Source organism: Shewanella dokdonensis (assembly GCF_018394335.1).
In the GTDB taxonomy this organism is placed as follows: Bacteria; Pseudomonadota; Gammaproteobacteria; order Enterobacterales; family Shewanellaceae; genus Shewanella; species Shewanella dokdonensis.
On sequence record NZ_CP074572.1, the window covers coordinates 1,785,916 to 1,803,207 of the forward strand.

Sequence of the window (17,292 nt, forward strand, 5' to 3'; positions counted from 1 at the left end):
TAGCTTATTCATGACTTAATTCTGCATAACAAAAACAGTCAACTATATGGTCGTTTACCATACCAACGGCTTGCATAAATGCGTAGCAAATAGTGGGGCCACAAAAATTAAACCCCAGTTTTTTAAGTGCCTTAGACATGGCTTCAGATTCTGCCGTTTGCGCAGGGACATCAGCTAAACAAGCGTGACGATTATTTAACGGTTTACCCCCAACAAATCCCCATAAAAATTCAGAAAAATCATTACCTTGTTCGATAAATTTCAAATAAGCCTGGGCATTTTTAATAATTGAGTTAACCTTGGCCCGATTGCGAATTATTCCCGGATCCTGCAACAACTCCTCGACCTTACTATCGTCATACAAGGCAACAATCTGGGGATCAAAATTAGCAAACAAAGACTCATAGTTTGCCTGTTTACGCAAAATAGTAATCCAAGACAAACCGGCCTGCTGTCCATCGAGGCACAACTTGGCAAACAATTGCTGGCTATCGTAAACTGGCCGGCCCCACACCTCATCATGATATTGCTGATATAAAGGGTCAGTCGAAACCCAGCCACACCGTTGTTTTTCCATTTTAGGAATTCCTTTAAAAACCAAAGCCCGATAAAAAATAACCTACATAAGCCAGGGTCTACAAGGTATAATCGGAACCATTTTCTATAGACGGCTGACAGCAGTAGACATGACGACCAAACATGATGTGAAAACATTCCAGGGCTTCATTCTGACCCTGCAAGATTATTGGGCACAGCAAGGCTGTGCGATCGTGCAACCCTTGGATATGGAAGTTGGGGCAGGAACATTCCACCCACAAACATTTCTCCGCTCTTTAGGACCGGAGCCTATGAGCAGTGCTTATGTGCAACCTTCACGCCGACCCACAGATGGCCGCTACGGTGAAAACCCTAACCGGTTACAGCACTATTATCAATTTCAAGTGGTATTGAAACCGTCACCGGACAATATTCAGGAACTGTATTTAGGGTCGTTAAAAGCGCTTGGCATAGATCCAACAATACACGATATCCGCTTTGTTGAAGATAACTGGGAATCACCAACACTTGGCGCCTGGGGGCTTGGTTGGGAAATATGGTTGAATGGCATGGAAGTTAGTCAATTTACCTATTTTCAACAAGTTGGCGGCTTAGAATGCAGTCCAGTAACCGGTGAAATTACCTATGGTCTGGAACGTTTAGCCATGTATATCCAAGGGGTAAACAGCGTCTATGACCTAGTCTGGACCGATGGCCCTCTTGGCAAAATCACCTATGGCGATGTCTTCCATCAAAATGAAGTAGAACAGTCAGCCTACAACTTCGAATACGCCGATGTAGACTTTCTTTTTAAAATGTTTGATCAGTGCGAAAAGAGCTGTCAGCAACTGCTGGCCTTAGAAAAACCCTTACCACTGCCAGCATATGAACAGGTGATGAAAGCATCCCACTCATTCAACCTGCTGGATGCTCGCCACGCCATTTCCGTGACCGAGCGACAACGCTACATCCTACGTGTTCGCACTATGGCAAAAGCAGTAGCAGAAGCTTATTACCAGGCCCGGGAGGCACTGGGTTTCCCTATGTGTAAGTGAGGTTAGACATTAATGAATTTTGAAAACTTACTCATTGAAATCGGTACTGAAGAACTCCCACCAAAAGCCTTACGTAACCTGGCGGAATCGTTCCTGGCCAATTTCACAGAAGAATTGCATAAAGCAGAACTGCCCTTTGCTAAAGCCTGTTGGTATGCAGCACCAAGAAGACTAGCGCTTTATGTGGAAAAACTAGCGCTGGCACAAGAAGACAAAGTGGTTGAAAAGCGAGGACCTTCAGTTGCCGCGGCCTTTGATGCTGAAGGAACGCCAACCAAAGCGGCGCAGGGATGGGCTCGAGGCAATGGAATTAGCGTTGATCAAGCTGAACGCTTAAGCACCGATAAAGGTGAATGGTTGGTGTATCACGCCAAAGTAGACGGTGTCAGCACAGAAACCTTGATCCCGGCGATGACTCAACAAGCACTGGATAAATTGCCAATTCCTAAGCCTATGCGCTGGGGTAATAACAAAACGCAGTTTATTCGTCCGGTTCACACTGTCACCATGCTCTTGGGCAATAAAGTTGTTCCAGGCACAGTGCTGGGGATCGACTCTGCCCGCACTATTCGCGGTCACCGCTTCATGGGCGAAGCAAGTCTTGAACTAGATCATGCCGACAACTACCTGAGCACGCTGTACGAACGCGGCAAAGTCATTGCCGATTACGATAAACGCAAAACTATCATCAAAACAGCGGCTGAAGCTGCGGCAGCAAAACTCGGTGGTAAAGCCGATATTAGTGACAACCTGCTGGAAGAAGTGACATCGCTAGTGGAATGGCCTGTGGTACTTACCGCAGCATTTGAAGAAAAATTCTTAGCCGTTCCTGCTGAGGCACTGGTTTATACCATGAAGGGCGATCAGAAATATTTCCCGGTATTTGATCATGCTGGCAAGCTGATGCCACACTTCATTTTTGTCACCAATATTGAATCAAAAGATCCATCCCAAATTATCGCAGGTAACGAAAAAGTTGTACGTCCGCGCCTGGCCGATGCGGAATTCTTCTTTAACACCGATAAGAAGCATACCCTAGCCTCTCGTATCGACAGCCTAGGCACAGTAGTATTCCAGAAGCAGTTGGGAACACTGAAAGATCGCGTTCAACGTATATCACAGGTTGCAGGATACATAGCTGCGGCAATTGATGCCAATGAGGCCGATGCTAAACGAGCCGGACTGCTATCAAAAACAGATCTGATGACCAACATGGTAATGGAATTTACCGACACCCAAGGCACTATGGGGATGCACTATGCGCGGCTGGATGGCGAATCAGAAGCGGTAGCTGTGGCATTAGACGAGCAGTATAAACCACGTTTTTCTGGTGATTCTGTGCCAACAGCCCCGGTAAGTTGCGCGGTAGCATTGGCAGAAAAACTCGATACCCTGACAGGTATTTTTGGTATTGGTCAAGCCCCCAAAGGTGCCGCCGATCCGTTTGCACTGCGTCGTGCCGCTATTGGTATACTGCGTATTATTGTGGAAAACAAACTGTCACTCGACTTAGTTGATTTGATTGATTCCGCAGTCAAGGCTCATGGCGATAACCTGTCAAATAGCAATACCGCTGAGGAAGTGTTGGAATTTTTAATGGGACGCTTCCGCGCTTGGTATCAGGATAAAGGGATTAGCACCGATGTGATCTTGGCCGTGCTGGCACGTTACCCCACCAAACCAGCTGACTTCGATAATCGTATTTTGGCTGTTGCACACTTCCGTGAACTGGAACAAGCGGCAGCTCTCGCAGCCGCCAATAAACGTGTGTCGAATATTTTGTCGAAGGTAACCGAAGATTTACCCCAAGTAGTGGAGCAGAATCTTCTGCTGGAACCTGCAGAAAAAGCATTAGCAGCAGAGTTAACATCGCTGATGCCACAACTAGAGCCACTGTTTATATCCGGTAACTATCAACAAGCTCTGACGCAATTGGCACAACTGCGAGATAGTGTGGATCTGTTCTTTGATCAAGTGATGGTGATGGCTGATGATGTCCAATTACGGGATAACCGTTTAGCCTTGCTGAATCAGTTGCGCAATCAATTCTTGCGCATTGCTGATATCTCATTACTGCAATAATAGTTATTCCACCTAAACAAAAGGCTCCTTCGGGAGCCTTTTGTTTATTTCAAAGCTAGATAGTTTAACTTGGGTCATGAACACCATTACAACTAAAGCATCCCGCCATATGACTCATCCCTGATTATTCATCCGTTACAACGACCACCAAACATAATTACACCGCTTAGTAAGCCTTACTGCCCGTAACAATAGCTATCAATAGCCAGATACAAAAAGGGAGATGCAATATCTCCCTTTGATATCAACCTCCGAATCAAAGCGATTACAGAAGTTAGAGTGCTCTCACATAAGGTGAGGACTCATGCTTGGCGGTTATACGTCCAGGTTGGACACATGCAGCGCATTGGACTCAATAAACTCACGACGAGGCTCAACCGCATCGCCCATCAGCGTGTTAAACAGCTGATCCGCAGCCAAGGCATCATCAACAGTCACCTGCAGCATACGCCGGGTTTCTGGATCCATTGTGGTTTCCCACAACTGTTCTGGATTCATTTCACCCAACCCTTTGTAACGCTGGATATAGATGCCACGCTTAGATTCAGCCACCAGCCATTCCAGCGCTTCAGCGAAAGTGCTGACATCTTTCTTGCGCTCGCCACGTTGAACATAACCCGAGTCTTCAATCAGCCCATCGAGCTGTTCACCAAGGTCAGCAATACGTCGATAATCTGCGCCATGGAAGAAGTCAAAACTGAACAGATAATGGCTATCAATACCATGTTTACGTACGGTCAACTGCGGCAGATACACTTTACGTTCAGGTTCCAAGATTGGCTCCAGCTTGTAAAGCACACCGTGAGTTTCCCGATTTTGCAGATCTTCTAGCAAGGCCTTACACCAACCGACCATCTGCGCCTCATCAGCCAGCATATCTGCGGTAACGCGAGGGTGATAAATCATCCGATCAGTAACATTGGTAGGGAAACGTTTTTCCAGTTTTTCAATCGTATGTTCAACGTCACGATACTGTAATACCAACCGCTCTAACGCCGCGCCAGCCATGGCCGGAGCATCTTTAGACGGGTAAATACAACCCCCATCCAATGCCTGCGAAGTCAGATATTCAGTTAACGCGAGTTCATCTTTAAGGTATTGTTCTTGCTTACCTTTTTTAACTTTAAACAATGGTGGTTGAGCAATATACACGTAACCACGTTCCAGAAGTTCCGGCATCTGGCGGAAGAAGAAGGTCAGTAACAATGTACGGATATGCGAACCATCCACATCAGCATCGGTCATGATGATGATGTTGTGATAACGGGTTTTGTCGGGGTTGTATTCATCACGACCAATACCACAGCCCAGCGCGGTGATCAGTGATGCCACTTCCTGGGAAGACAACATCTTGTCAAAACGGGCTTTTTCTACGTTAAGGATCTTACCTTTCAACGGTAGAATTGCCTGATTTTTACGGTTACGGCCTTGTTTGGCACTGCCACCAGCCGAGTCCCCTTCCACAATGTAGATTTCAGATAAACCAGGATCTTTTTCCTGACAATCGGCCAATTTACCCGGCAACCCGCCCAAATCCAATGCACCTTTACGGCGTGTCATTTCACGGGCCTTACGGGCCGCTTCACGGGCGCGGGCAGCATCAATAATCTTACTGACCACCAAGCGGGCTTCGTTAGGGTTTTCCAGCAGATAATCATTGAGCTTTTCAGCCATGGTCTGCTCTACCGCTGTCTTAACTTCGCTAGATACCAGTTTGTCTTTAGTCTGGGAACTGAATTTAGGATCCGGCACTTTCACCGAGATAACTGCGGTCAGCCCTTCACGAGCATCATCACCCGTTGCGCTGGTTTTATTCTTTTTATTGTAACCTTCAGCTTCCATATAGTTGTTGAGGTTACGGGTCAGGGCGGCACGGAATCCCGCCAGATGGGTACCACCATCGCGCTGAGGAATGTTATTGGTAAAACACAGGATATTTTCCTGGAAACCATCATTCCACTGCATCGCGACTTCTACCGTGATGCCATCATCTCTTTCCTGAGAAAAATGAAAGATCTCTTTGTTAACAGCGGTCTTATTGTGGTTCAGGTATTCAACAAAGGCGTGAATCCCCCTTCGTAATGGAAGAAGTCGTCTTTATGATCGCGTTCGTCTCGTAGGCGGATGCCAACACCTGAGTTAAGGAATGACAATTCCCGTACCCGTTTAGCCAGAATTTCATAATGAAACTCAACGTCGGTAAAGGTTTCCTTGCTAGGCCAGAAACGGATTTCTGTACCGGTATGTTCGGAAGTACCAATCTCTTTGATCGGCTCAACCGGATTACCGTGCCTGTAATACTGTTCGTAAGTTTTGCCATTACGACGAATTGTCAGCTTTAATTTTTCTGACAAGGCGTTCACTACGGACACACCCACACCGTGCAACCCGCCAGAGACTTTGTAAGAGTTATCGTCAAACTTACCGCCAGCGTGCAACACCGTCATGATCACCTGTGCCGCAGATACCCCTTCTTCAGGGTGGATAGCCACGGGAATACCGCGACCATCGTCTTTAACAGATACCGAACCATCCATATGGATGGTAATCACGATGTCTTTACAGTAACCCGCCAGAGCCTCATCAATGGAGTTATCAACCACTTCGAATACCATATGATGCAAACCTGTGCCATCATCGGTATCACCAATATACATTCCGGGTCTTTTCCGAACCGCATCAAGGCCCTTTAGAACCTTAATACTCGAAGAATCATAACTGTTCTCTGACATACTAATCTCTCATCGGTTATTCAATGACCGTCACACTCCCCTGTTCTACCCGGAAAATCCGTTCCGGTGGAGTGCTTAATGAATCAGCTATTGCAGCCGGATCGATAGCCGTAATAAATACTTGCGCACCGGTCTCAGCCAATTGCTGTAGCAATAACTTTCTATGTTTGGCATCCAGTTCTGACGGCAAATCGTCCACCAGATAGATACTGTCCTTATCCTGCTGTTGTTTAAGCAACTTTCCCTGTGCAATCCGCAACGCACACACCAGCAATTTAAGCTGTCCACGGGACAAAGCATCTTGGGCCGGTAAGTTTGCCACCCGTAAGCGCAAGTCCGCTTTATGAGGTCCGCTCACCGTAAAACCCATCGTCACATCGCGGCTATATTGCGCTTCTAACAGCTCTGCCAATGAGGTTTTACTGTCCCAGCCACGGGTGAAAGAAACCCGGATGTCTGCCTGTGGTAAAAACTCTCCGATTATACCCTTTAACAGGCCATTTAACGAGTCCACATACAGGTTTCGTATGGCGGTAACAGCCTCGGAATAACGCACAAATTCGCGATCCCAATAGGCGATTTGCTGATAGCTGGCACCATCTCTTAGCAATTGGTTTCGTTGCTTTAAAACTCGCCTGACGTTCATCCACTGCGGATAAAACATTGGGTCTGAATGAAATGCCCCCAGTCGATAAACTGACGTCGGGCTTTCGGGCCTTCAAACAATAAGGAAAAACTCTCCGGCGTGATCAGTTGTATCGGTAATGTTTCTGCAAGTACCGATAACCGCTTAATTTTTTCGCCATCAATTTTGACTTCAGTGTCACCATTACGAAAACGGCGCACACCAACTTTATGTTCCGATTCGTGTAAGTGTAATTTGGCAAACAGTGTCAATTGTTCCTGTTCATTACCGATAACACGTTGTACTAAGTGACTGCGGAATGAGCGCCCCATACCCAGGAAGTAAATCGCTTCCAGTATGCTGGTCTTACCGCTGCCATTCTGCCCATAAATAAGATTCAGCCCACTGCCAGGATGCAGTTGGGCTGAAACAAGATTACGAAAATGCTGAATACTGAACTGGCTGAGACTCATGCAACGCCCGGCTTACAGCCGCATCGGCATTACAACATACATAGAGTCTTCTTCCTGATGATTTTCAATCAATGCACTGGAATTACCATCACTGAGGGTAATACGCACATCATCAGATTTAAGACTATTGAGTACGTCCAGCAGATAGGAGACATTGAAGCCAATTTCCAGGGCATCACCACCATACTCAACATCGATGATCTCTTCAGCTTCTTCCTGCTCAGGATTGTTAGCGGTAATTTTTAACAGGGAATTTTCTAGCTGCACCCGTACCCCACGGAACTTCTCATTGGACAAAATAGATGCACGCAGCAGCGCCTGACGTAAGGCATTACGGCTGGCCAGTACGATTTTATCGCCGCCTTTTGGCAATACCCGACGATAATCAGGAAACGACCATCGACCAGTTTACTGGTTAATACGGCCGCGGCGGTCGTAGCCCGAATGGCATTGTCACCAATGGCAAGCGTGATTTCCTGTTCATCTGCATCCAGTAACCGCGCCAGTTCCACCACTCCTTTACGAGGTACTATCACCTGATTTTCAGGTAAAGAGGCTTCAATCGCCCGATGACTCAACGCGAGTCGATGGCCATCGGTAGCTACGGCGCGCAATACATTACCCTCGGTTTCAAACAATAAACCGTTAAGGTAGTAACGCACATCCTGGTTGGCCATCGAAAATTGGGTGGCATCAATCAAAGATTTCAGCGTGCCCTGTTTGATGGTGAATTCGGTATTGGGCTGAAAACTTTCCACATTAGGGTATTCTTCAGCGGGCAGTGTCGCCAAAGTAAAACGACTACGACCACAGCGCAGCAGCCATTTATTTTCCTGCTGCTCTATCTTAACTTCGCTCTGTTCCGGTAAAGATTTAACAATATCCAGCAGTTTTTTAGCCGGCACGGTAGTACGGCCTTCCTGAACCTCGCCACTAATGGCAGCACTGCCGACAAGTTCAACTTCTAAGTCTGTACCGGTAAATTTCAGTGAGTGATTACTTACTTCCACAAGGAGATTTGCCAGAATCGGCAGGTTATGCCGTCTTTCCACCGCACCACTGACCAGTTGCAACGGCTTCAATAGGTCATCCCTATCAATTGAAAATTTCATTATTCTGTTCCCTGATTAAGAAGATAAGGTTCGGATCAAGTTGGCATAATCTTCTTTGATGTCGTGGCTCTCTTCTCTGAGCTGGGCAATTTTGCGACAAGCATGCAGCACTGTCGTATGATCTCGTCCGCCAAACGCATCACCAATCTCTGGCAGACTCTGGTTTGTCAGCTCTTTAGAAAGCGCCATCGCCATCTGTCGAGGACGGGCAACACTACGGGAGCGCCGCTTAGACAACATGTCCGCCATCTTGATCTTGTAATATTCAGCGACTGTTTTCTGAATATTGTCTATAGTGACCAATTTTTCCTGCAGAGCCAATAGGTCACGCAAGGCTTCGCGCACAAAATCGATAGTAATTGGTCTACCAGTAAAGTTGGCATTGGCAATTACTCGATTTAATGCGCCTTCAAGCTCTCGCACATTGGAGCGTAAGCGTTTGGCAATAAAGAAAGCCACTTCATCCGGCAGTGTGATGCCGTTTTCTAACGCCTTACGCATCAAAATCGCCACCCGGGTTTCCAATTCTGGCGGTTCAATAGCAACCGTCAACCCCCAACCAAAACGCGATTTTAGCCGATCCTCAACGCCATCAATCTCTTTGGGATAACGATCTGATGTCAGAATGATCTGATGATTGCCTTCCAGTAACGCATTGAAGGTATGAAAAAACTCTTCCTGGGAACGATCTTTGTTGGCAAAAAACTGAATATCATCAATAAACAGCGCATCAACACTGCGGTAGTAGCGCTTAAAATCCTCAATCGCGTTATTTTGCAGTGCCTTGACCATGTCCTGCACAAAACGCTCGGAATGCATATACACCACTTTGGCATTGGGATTATTTTTGAGGATCCCATTACCCACGGCATGCAAGAGATGGGTTTTACCTAAGCCAGTTCCGCCATAAAGAAACAATGGGTTATAAGCACCACCAGGGTTTTCTGATACCTGCTGCGCAGCGGCCTTCCCTAATTGGTTAGACTTACCTTCAACGAAATTATCAAATTGATAAGTCGGATTAATATTACTGCGATAGGGGTGATTGCTAACAGGCTCTTCATCATCACTATTGAATGCCGCCGCAACGCTCGGTTTGGTCACGGGCCGCGAGTGACTCTTGCCATTAACCGGCGGATTAACAACGGCAACCCGAGGTGCTGGGCGACTACCGATATCAAAACGCAGTTTAGGCGCTTCACTACCCAGTTGTTCGCTAAAAAATTGATTGATGATATTGAGATATTTATCTCTGACCCAATCCAATACAAAACGGTTTGGGGCATACAGCACTAACGTTTCACCATCCATTTCTGCCTGCAACGGTCTGATCCACATACTGAACTGTTGAGCTGATAGCTCATCCTGCAATCTGCCGACACATTGCTGCCATAGTGAAACAGTCACAAACTTATCCCCAATCCATCGCCTTAAGGGCGGTTATTCTATAGAGAGATCTGGATAATCGCTACGGTCTAAGCACAATTATCCCCAAAGCGATCGCGATCTCTGTCCTCTTTAGATCCTGTCAGATCCTACAGGATCTCTGGGGTGATAATCTATGAAATTTGCCACTTTATTAAGGGATCTGAGTTGATCTATAATCGCGCCCCAGCGATCCGTTGATAGATGTTTTTATTACTATATCTAGTGGTAAATACACAGAGTTATCCACATATTGTAGTTAATCACATCAGCAGATCTCTCGATGGAGGCAAGAATTGCATCTACCGGACATAGTGCTTATTGACGCCCGGGGTAAATGTGATTACAATTCGGCCTCTTTTTTATAGCCTCTCCGAATTTTCCCGGTAGAGGAAAATTAACTAACAAAGACGGATTGCCATCATGAGTAAACGTACTTTTCAACCAAGCAACCTGAAGCGCAAGCGTACTCACGGCTTCCGCGCACGTATGGCTACAGCTAACGGCCGCAAGGTACTGGCTCGTCGCCGTGCTAAAGGTCGCGCTCGTCTGTCTGCTTAAGTGAGTAGACAAATAGGTGATTAGCTACACCTTTTCGCGGGAGTTACGTTTGTTAACTCCCGCGCAATTCAATTCTGTTTTTACCAACCCGCAAAAAGCCTCTTCCGCTGAAATAACCCTGTTGGCGATGCCTAATGGCATGGAACATCCCAGATTGGGCTTGACTGTTGCCAAGCGTCATGTAAAAAGAGCTAACCAGCGCAATCGTATTAAGCGTGTTGTACGCGAAAGTTTCAGACTAAATCAGTATAATCTGCCACCGGTGGACATTGTGGTATTGGTTCGCGGCGGTGTTCTGGAGCTGGATAATGAACAGCTCAGACAATTGGTGGAAAAGTTATGGCGCAAACTCAGTCGCCGTTTCAATGGGTGATTATTAAAGCTATCAGGGGCTATCAGCTTTTTATTAGCCCCCTGCTGGGACAGCGCTGCCGATTTAATCCTTCATGCTCCCATTACGCGATAGAAGCTGTGCAAGTGCACGGAACTGTGAAAGGGAGTTGGTTTGCCATAAAACGCATATTAAAATGTCACCCCTTACATCCGGGCGGCAACGACCCCGTACCTCCTAAAAACAATAGGTGTAATAAATAGGCTATGGAATCTCAACGCAATATTCTGCTTATCGCGCTATTGGCTGTCAGTTTCATGATCTGGCAACAATGGCAGACAGATAAAGCGCCAAAACCGGCCGTTACTGAAACGACAGTGGCTTCCCAAACTCAGGACACAATTCAAAACGATGTGCCTACCGCTGATGGTAGCGCCGGTACACCGGAACCTTCAGTTGTAGCATCCAAAGACTTAGTAAGGGTAAAAACTGATCAGCTGGATGTTCTTATCAATCCAGTGGGTGGCGATATCGTCCATGCAGCATTGGTGGCGCATAAACTGGAACTCGGCAAAGACGATCCTTTCGTGCTACTAGAGCAAAAAGCCGATTTTACCTACATCGCCCAAAGTGGTCTCATTGGCAGCGGTGGCGTAGATACCAATGCCGGACGCCCAACCTATGCTGTTAGCAGCACAGAGTTTCAGCTAAAGGATGGTGATGACACCCTAAAAGTGCCAATGACTTACACCGCACCTAACGGCGTAAAATACACCAAGGTATTTACCTTCCGTAAAGGTAAATTTGATATTCGAGTAGATTATCAAGTTGCCAACACCACCGCAGCACCACTGCAAGTGCAGATGTATGGTCAGATAAAACAGACCATCAAACCATCTGACAGCCATATGATGATGCCAACTTATCGGGGTGCGGCTTTCTCAACGGCGGATACCCGTTACGAAAAATATAAGTTTGATGAGATCAAAGAAAAAGACCTGCGCAAAGAAACCCAAGGCGGTTGGGTGGCGATGCTGCAACACTACTTTGTATCAGCCTGGGTACCATCGGCTAAACAAAACAACGTGATTTATACCAGTGTCAGCAATGGCACTATGGCAAATATCGGTTTTCGTGGTCAACCAGAAACGGTAGCACCAGGAACCACCGCCAGTGTTGGCGCTGATTTCTATGTTGGTCCCAAAGATCAAGCGGCACTTTCTGAGTTATCAGATTCACTAAACTTGGTGGTTGATTATGGTGTGCTGTGGTGGTTAGCCGTCCCTATCTACAAACTAATGATGTTCTTCCACTCATTTGTGGGTAACTGGGGTCTAGCGATTATTCTGATCACCTTTACCGTGCGCGGCATTCTGTTTCCACTTACCCGTGCGCAGTACACCTCTATGGCGAAGATGCGTAATCTGCAGCCAAAAATCCAAGAGTTAAAAGACCGTTTGGGTGATGATCGTCAGAAGATGGGTCAGGCCATGATGGAAATGTATAAGAAGGAGAAGGTCAACCCAATGGGTGGCTGTCTGCCCATCATGTTGCAGATGCCTATTTTCCTAGCGTTATACTGGGTGCTGCTGGAAAGTGTAGAACTGCGCCACGCCCCCTTCATGTTGTGGATCCATGATCTGTCAGTACAAGACCCATACTATGTACTGCCTATTCTGAACGGTGTGTCCATGTTTATCATGCAGAAACTGCAGCCCATGTCGCCGACTATGGATCCGATGCAGGCCAAGATGATGCAGTATATGCCAGTGGTGTTTACCGTATTCTTCCTGTGGTTCCCATCCGGTCTGGTACTGTACTGGTTGATGGGTAACATAGTGGCTATTATTCAGCAGAAAATCATCTACGCTGGATTGGAGAAAAAGGGATTAAAATAATCTTTTGATCTCTTCACCAAAAGGCGGCTAATAGCCGCCTTTTGATTATTACGCTTTTGATAGAAAGGAAAATAGTGTGGCAGCAGATACCATAGTGGCGCAAGCTACCGCTCCTGGTAAAGGTGGCGTAGGCATTGTCAGAGTATCCGGAGATAAAGCGGCAGAGGTCGCCTTACAGGTGCTTGGTCATCTGCCAAAAGTCCGTTACGCGGATTATTGCCCATTCAAAGATAATCAGGGGCACATTCTAGATCAGGGCATTGCTCTTTTTTCAAAGGGCCAAACTCCTTTACTGGCGAAGATGTACTGGAACTGCAAGGCCACGGTGGTCAGATTGTCATGGATATGCTGCTCAAAAACATCTTGGCCGTTGATGGCATACGCATGGCAAGGCCGGGGAATTCAGTGAACAAGCCTTTCTTAACGACAAATTGGATCTAGCGCAGGCAGAAGCAATTGCCGACTTAATTGAAGCCACCAGCGAACAAGCGGCTAAAAGTGCTATGGCGTCGTTGCAGGGCGAGTTTTCCAAAGAAGTGCACCAGTTGGTAGAACAGGTCACGAATCTGCGTTTATACGTTGAAGCCGCCATTGATTTTCCAGATGAAGAAGTCGACTTTCTATCCGATGGCAAAATTGCCAATGCACTTTACCGCATCATAGATAAGCTGGCTGAAGTCCAACACTGTGCGCAACAAGGCGCATTAATCCGTGAAGGGATGAAAGTCGTTATCGCCGGCCGCCCCAATGCCGGCAAATCCAGCTTGCTTAACGCGCTTGCCGGGAAAGAATCTGCAATTGTCACTGAAATTGCAGGCACCACCCGGGATGTGCTGCGGGAACACATTCACCTTGATGGTATGCCATTACATGTAATTGATACTGCTGGGCTAAGAGACACCGAAGATACCGTAGAAAAAATTGGTATTGAGCGCGCCTGGGCCGAAATAGCCACCGCAGACAGAGTGCTGTTTATGGTTGATGGCACCGACACAACCGCGGTTGATCCCAAAGAGATATGGCCTGATTTTATCGACAGACTACCTGCAAAGCTGGGTATTACCGTCATTCGTAATAAAGCCGATTTAACCGGAGAATCACTAGCGCCAACCGAAGAACAAGGTTACAGCGTTTATCGAATCTCTGCCAAAACAGGGCTAGGAATGGCAGAGTTAAAACAACACTTAAAACAACTCATGGGTTATCAAAGTAATCTCGAAGGCAGCTTCATTGCCCGCCGCCGCCACCTTGATGCACTGGACAAAGCCAGCCAACATTTACAGCAGGGAAAACAACAGCTGGAAATATTTCAAGCCGGAGAGTTGCTGGCTGAAGAGTTACGCATGACACAACAGACATTATCCGAGATCACCGGAGAATTTACCTCCGATGATCTGCTCGGAAAAATATTTAGCTCCTTTTGTATCGGCAAGTAAGCATTTACTTACTTTATTAAATTTTTAATAAATTCAATTGCTTTATTGGCACCTTTAGCAGAAATTGTATGCACTACACCTGCTTCAAGTTCTAATTGCACTTTTACCCCAAGCGCCGCCAGTTCAGTTGCTGCTGACTGGCTATTCTGCCATGGAATAACGGGATCACTCGTACCGTGGAGCAATAAAACAGAAGTATCGGGTAGTGGCTTCCAGGGTTTGGGAGATGCTAGACGTCCAGAAAAGGCAACGATTGCGGTTACCGGCAAACGGCCACTCACAAGCAGATCCAACGACATAATGGAGCCCTGAGAGAAGCCCACCAACACGACATTATCTGTGGCAGGATCAATCTGCTGCTGCGTCATTGTCTGTTGCAACGTTTTATCAAATGCTGCCCTGGCCTCTACAATCCGTTGTGGCCGATTTTGTTCAGTGACTCCATCCAGACTAAACCACTGATAACCGTTGCCAAAATCACAAGGAAATGGTGCATTTGGCGCTGCAAAAATAACACCGGGAAGCTGCTTTGCCCACAATTGACCAAGTGCCGCTAAATCATGCCCATTGCTTCCAACACCATGTAAAAAAATGACTAATGTTTTACTCATTTTCAAAATCCTTAAATCCATAGCAACTCATGTCTGGCCCCATAGGCACAATACCCATAGGATTGAGTGTCTTGATGGAATAGTAACCACGCCGAATATGATCCAGATTTACCGTATCACGCACCCCAGGAAGAGCCAGAACGCGCTTGGTGTAGTTCAGTAACTGCGGATAACTCAGCAGTTGCCGATAATTGCATTTAAATAATCCATGGTAAGCCACATCGAAGCGGATCAAAGTGACAAACAATCGGATATCCGCCTCAGTTATTTGCTCACCAAGTAAAAAACGTCGGCCGTCGTTAAACTGCTGTTCAAGCCATTCTAATGCTTCAAACACATCATCATACGCTTGCTGATAACTTACCTGGGTAGTAGCAAATCCCGCACGATACACGCCATTGTTCAATTTAGGGTAGATATAGCTGTTAAGAGCATCTATCTCTTGCTGTAAGGCCGTGGGATAAAGGTCAAATTCTGACGATGCTAATTCCCCGAAGCCACTATTGAACATGCGCACAATATCAGCAGACTCATTATTCACTATGGTGTGTAACTTTTTATCCCATAACACGGGAACTGTTGCCCTTCCGGTAAAGTGCGGATCAGCTTGACTATATAACTGATGAAGCCACTCCACCTGATTTACATCATCCACAGTTGACCCTGGATAGGTTCCAAAATGCCAGCCTTGCTCTAATAAAAAGGCTCAACAACCGAAACCGAGATGACATGTTCAAGCCGCTTTAATTTTCTCGCTATCAGTGTTCGAGATGCCCAAGGGCAGATATAGGCAACATACAGATGATAACGATTGGCCTCAGCAGCAAAACCAGCGTCACCAGTAACCCCGGCGGTACCGTCAGGGGTTACCCAATGACGAAAGCTGGAACGCTGGCGGACAAACCCACCTTGTTTATCAGTTGCCTGTACTGGCTGCCAATCTTCCGTCCATTTGCCATTCACTAACATGATATAAATCCTTAGCGAGCGTTAATGGGGCTAGGTTTCAGTGCAAACTTACCATCACCGGTCAACGCCAAAACCAGCAGACCTATAATCCAAAACGCTGGATACTCCCAACCACCATTAGCATTGGTGAACCAGAAACCTGCGGGGCCGTGAACTGTCACTATGGCACCTAACATCACTGGTACCATTGCAAGGGCAGTGATACGTGGCCAGATCCCCAAAATTAATGCTAAGCCACCCAACAATTCCCATGTCATGGTGATATAAGCCAGAAATCCAGGCAAACCTAATGAACTGAAAAATTGAGCTGTGCCAGCAGGAGTAAATACGAAGTATTTCAGCCCAAGATGAGCCAGAAACAGGACACCGAGTGATACACGTAATAACAATGCGGCATATGGAGCAGTGCGACGATCAAACATGATAAATTCCTCTCTTCAATGGATGAGAGAAATTTACATTATTTCTAAATAAAATATTATCCAGGTAAATTGAATATAATTACTTCCATTTTGGAATTAATTATAATATTAGTCCCATTTGGGCTTTCCAGAAAAAGTCTGCAACAGAAAATCGATAAGAACTCGCGACTTCAAGGCTAAATGTTTTGCAGGTGGGTATACCGCATAAAGTTGTAACGGCGGCATATCATAAGCGGATAACAGTGGCACCACATCACCGTGGCGAAGCGCGGCAGTAGCAACAAAACTAGGTAATTGAGTTACCCCCAACCCAGCACAAGCGGCTTGCAGACAAACTTCAGTATTGGAAAAACTAAAACGGCCATGCACTCTCAGTAACTGGAGCTGCTGTTGCTCATCCATGAAACGCCAATGCAAAGGATCACGAAAATTACTATCAATAATACAATCGTGCTCCGCTAACTGCTGCCAATGTTGTGGTGTGCCTTTAATGGCTAAATATCCAGGAGCGGCCACGGTAATCACGCTAATATCCGTTAATCTTCTGGCAATAAGACTACTATCATCCAGTTTGCCTATCCGAAGAGCCAGATCAAACCCCTCTTCGACGAGATCAACCAAACGATCGGCATAACGCACATCTAACTCTATTTGAGGATATTTCTGCGCAAACTCGATCAGTCTTCTGGTGAGTTGTGTAGCACCAAAAGTGACAGGAACCGAGATAGTCAATTTTCCTGATGGATTTGTCGCAATGTTTCTCACCGACGCATCAAGCGTGTCATATTCCTCCAGCAAACTCTTGATGCGCTGATAATAGGCTTGCCCAACATCTGTTGCTGCTAAGGCACGAGTGCTACGTTTAAACAGCTGCACACCTAACTCTTGCTCTAAGCGACTAATGAGCTTGGAAGCCTGACCACTGCTGGTGCCCATTCTGGCTGCCGCACCAGAAAAACTCCCAACCTCCATTACGGCGACAAACATGCGGTCACAATCCAAACGTTCCACGCAGTCACTCCA

The 17,292-nt window shown here is 46.5% G+C and carries 13 protein-coding genes and 4 pseudogenes; 7 read left to right on the top strand and 10 right to left on the bottom strand.

Annotation, left to right across the window (positions count from 1 at the left end):
- Positions 1–4 precede the first annotated feature (4 nt).
- A complete protein-coding gene (locus KHX94_RS08610) occupies positions 5–577 on the bottom strand; it encodes a DNA-3-methyladenine glycosylase I (protein WP_213683087.1) in 573 nt (190 codons plus the stop codon).
- Between the two features lie 109 nt (positions 578–686).
- Between KHX94_RS08610 and glyQ the strand changes: the two genes are divergently transcribed.
- On the top strand, positions 687–1,592 hold the full coding sequence (gene glyQ, locus KHX94_RS08615) for a glycine--tRNA ligase subunit alpha (RefSeq protein ID WP_213683088.1): 906 nt from the start codon (positions 687–689) through the stop codon (positions 1,590–1,592).
- 12 nt (positions 1,593–1,604) lie between these two features.
- Entirely contained in the window at positions 1,605–3,674 is a 2,070-nt protein-coding gene (glyS, locus tag KHX94_RS08620; protein ID WP_213683089.1) for a glycine--tRNA ligase subunit beta, read from the top strand.
- Between the two features lie 315 nt (positions 3,675–3,989).
- Here the strand turns inward: glyS and gyrB are convergent.
- The 4 genes and pseudogenes from gyrB to dnaA form a co-directional block, all read right to left on the bottom strand.
- Positions 3,990–6,406 (bottom strand): annotated as a pseudogene (gene gyrB / locus KHX94_RS08625) (DNA topoisomerase (ATP-hydrolyzing) subunit B).
- A 16-nt stretch (positions 6,407–6,422) separates the two neighbouring features.
- Positions 6,423–7,504: pseudogene (gene recF / locus KHX94_RS08630) on the bottom strand (DNA replication/repair protein RecF).
- 12 nt (positions 7,505–7,516) lie between these two features.
- Positions 7,517–8,616 (bottom strand): annotated as a pseudogene (dnaN, locus tag KHX94_RS08635) (DNA polymerase III subunit beta).
- Between the two features lie 15 nt (positions 8,617–8,631).
- Entirely contained in the window at positions 8,632–10,023 is a 1,392-nt protein-coding gene (gene dnaA / locus KHX94_RS08640) for a chromosomal replication initiator protein DnaA (RefSeq protein ID WP_213683090.1), read from the bottom strand.
- Between the two features lie 441 nt (positions 10,024–10,464).
- On the opposite strand from dnaA, the gene rpmH reads away from it, so the two are divergent.
- The 5 genes and pseudogenes from rpmH (at position 10,465) to mnmE (ending at position 14,267) form a co-directional block, all read left to right on the top strand.
- Positions 10,465–10,602 carry a 50S ribosomal protein L34 gene (rpmH, locus tag KHX94_RS08645; protein WP_133038348.1) on the top strand — a complete coding sequence of 46 codons (138 nt, stop codon included), beginning with the start codon at positions 10,465–10,467 and terminating at the stop codon, positions 10,600–10,602.
- 16 nt (positions 10,603–10,618) lie between these two features.
- Complete coding sequence (rnpA, locus tag KHX94_RS08650; RefSeq protein WP_213683091.1) at positions 10,619–10,975, top strand: ribonuclease P protein component; 357 nt, start codon at positions 10,619–10,621, stop codon at positions 10,973–10,975.
- Positions 10,942–11,196, top strand: coding sequence for a membrane protein insertion efficiency factor YidD (gene yidD, locus KHX94_RS08655; protein WP_213683092.1), 255 nt, complete (start codon positions 10,942–10,944; stop codon positions 11,194–11,196). The genes rnpA and yidD overlap by 34 nt, the downstream gene beginning before the upstream one ends.
- Positions 11,197–11,199: 3 nt before the next feature.
- Positions 11,200–12,831 carry a membrane protein insertase YidC gene (gene yidC, locus KHX94_RS08660; protein ID WP_213683093.1) on the top strand — a complete coding sequence of 544 codons (1,632 nt, stop codon included), beginning with the start codon at positions 11,200–11,202 and terminating at the stop codon, positions 12,829–12,831.
- Between the two features lie 76 nt (positions 12,832–12,907).
- Positions 12,908–14,267, top strand: a pseudogene (gene mnmE, locus KHX94_RS08665) (tRNA uridine-5-carboxymethylaminomethyl(34) synthesis GTPase MnmE).
- 8 nt (positions 14,268–14,275) lie between these two features.
- Here mnmE and KHX94_RS08670 read toward each other — a convergent pair.
- The 5 genes from KHX94_RS08670 to KHX94_RS08685 all read right to left on the bottom strand — a co-directional run bounded on the left by KHX94_RS08670 (position 14,276) and on the right by KHX94_RS08685 (position 17,280).
- Complete coding sequence (locus KHX94_RS08670) at positions 14,276–14,878, bottom strand: alpha/beta hydrolase (RefSeq protein ID WP_213683094.1); 603 nt, start codon at positions 14,876–14,878, stop codon at positions 14,276–14,278.
- Positions 14,871–15,449: a glutathione S-transferase C-terminal domain-containing protein gene (locus KHX94_RS21455; protein ID WP_342345821.1), complete on the bottom strand. Its 579-nt coding sequence runs from the start codon at positions 15,447–15,449 to the stop codon at positions 14,871–14,873. The genes KHX94_RS08670 and KHX94_RS21455 overlap by 8 nt, the downstream gene beginning before the upstream one ends.
- 122 nt (positions 15,450–15,571) lie before the next feature.
- The gene (locus tag KHX94_RS21460) at positions 15,572–15,847 is read right to left on the bottom strand and encodes a glutathione S-transferase family protein (RefSeq protein WP_342345822.1); all 276 of its coding nucleotides are present in this window, start codon (positions 15,845–15,847) and stop codon (positions 15,572–15,574) included.
- An 11-nt stretch (positions 15,848–15,858) separates the two neighbouring features.
- Positions 15,859–16,269, bottom strand: a complete 411-nt coding sequence (locus tag KHX94_RS08680) for a DoxX family protein (protein WP_213683095.1) — start codon at positions 16,267–16,269, stop codon at positions 15,859–15,861.
- A gap of 108 nt (positions 16,270–16,377) precedes the next feature.
- Positions 16,378–17,280 (bottom strand): LysR family transcriptional regulator, encoded by a 903-nt coding sequence (locus KHX94_RS08685; protein ID WP_213683096.1) that lies wholly within the window; start codon positions 17,278–17,280, stop codon positions 16,378–16,380.
- Between the last annotated feature and the right edge of the window lie 12 nt (positions 17,281–17,292).

Excerpts from the sequence above, each read along its gene's own strand:
- rpmH (WP_133038348.1), top strand. The coding sequence starts at position 10,465 with ATGAGTAAACGTACTTTTCAACCAAGCAACCTGAAGCGCAAGCGTACT.
- KHX94_RS08670 (WP_213683094.1), bottom strand. The coding sequence starts at position 14,878 with ATGAGTAAAACATTAGTCATTTTTTTACATGGTGTTGGAAGCAATGGG.
- glyS (WP_213683089.1), top strand. The coding sequence starts at position 1,605 with ATGAATTTTGAAAACTTACTCATTGAAATCGGTACTGAAGAACTCCCA.
- glyQ (WP_213683088.1), top strand. The coding sequence starts at position 687 with ATGACGACCAAACATGATGTGAAAACATTCCAGGGCTTCATTCTGACC.
- KHX94_RS08680 (WP_213683095.1), bottom strand. The coding sequence starts at position 16,269 with ATGTTTGATCGTCGCACTGCTCCATATGCCGCATTGTTATTACGTGTA.
- KHX94_RS21460 (WP_342345822.1), bottom strand. The coding sequence starts at position 15,847 with ATGTTAGTGAATGGCAAATGGACGGAAGATTGGCAGCCAGTACAGGCA.
- yidD (WP_213683092.1), top strand. The coding sequence starts at position 10,942 with ATGGCGCAAACTCAGTCGCCGTTTCAATGGGTGATTATTAAAGCTATC.
- KHX94_RS08610 (WP_213683087.1), bottom strand. The coding sequence starts at position 577 with ATGGAAAAACAACGGTGTGGCTGGGTTTCGACTGACCCTTTATATCAG.
- yidC (WP_213683093.1), top strand. The coding sequence starts at position 11,200 with ATGGAATCTCAACGCAATATTCTGCTTATCGCGCTATTGGCTGTCAGT.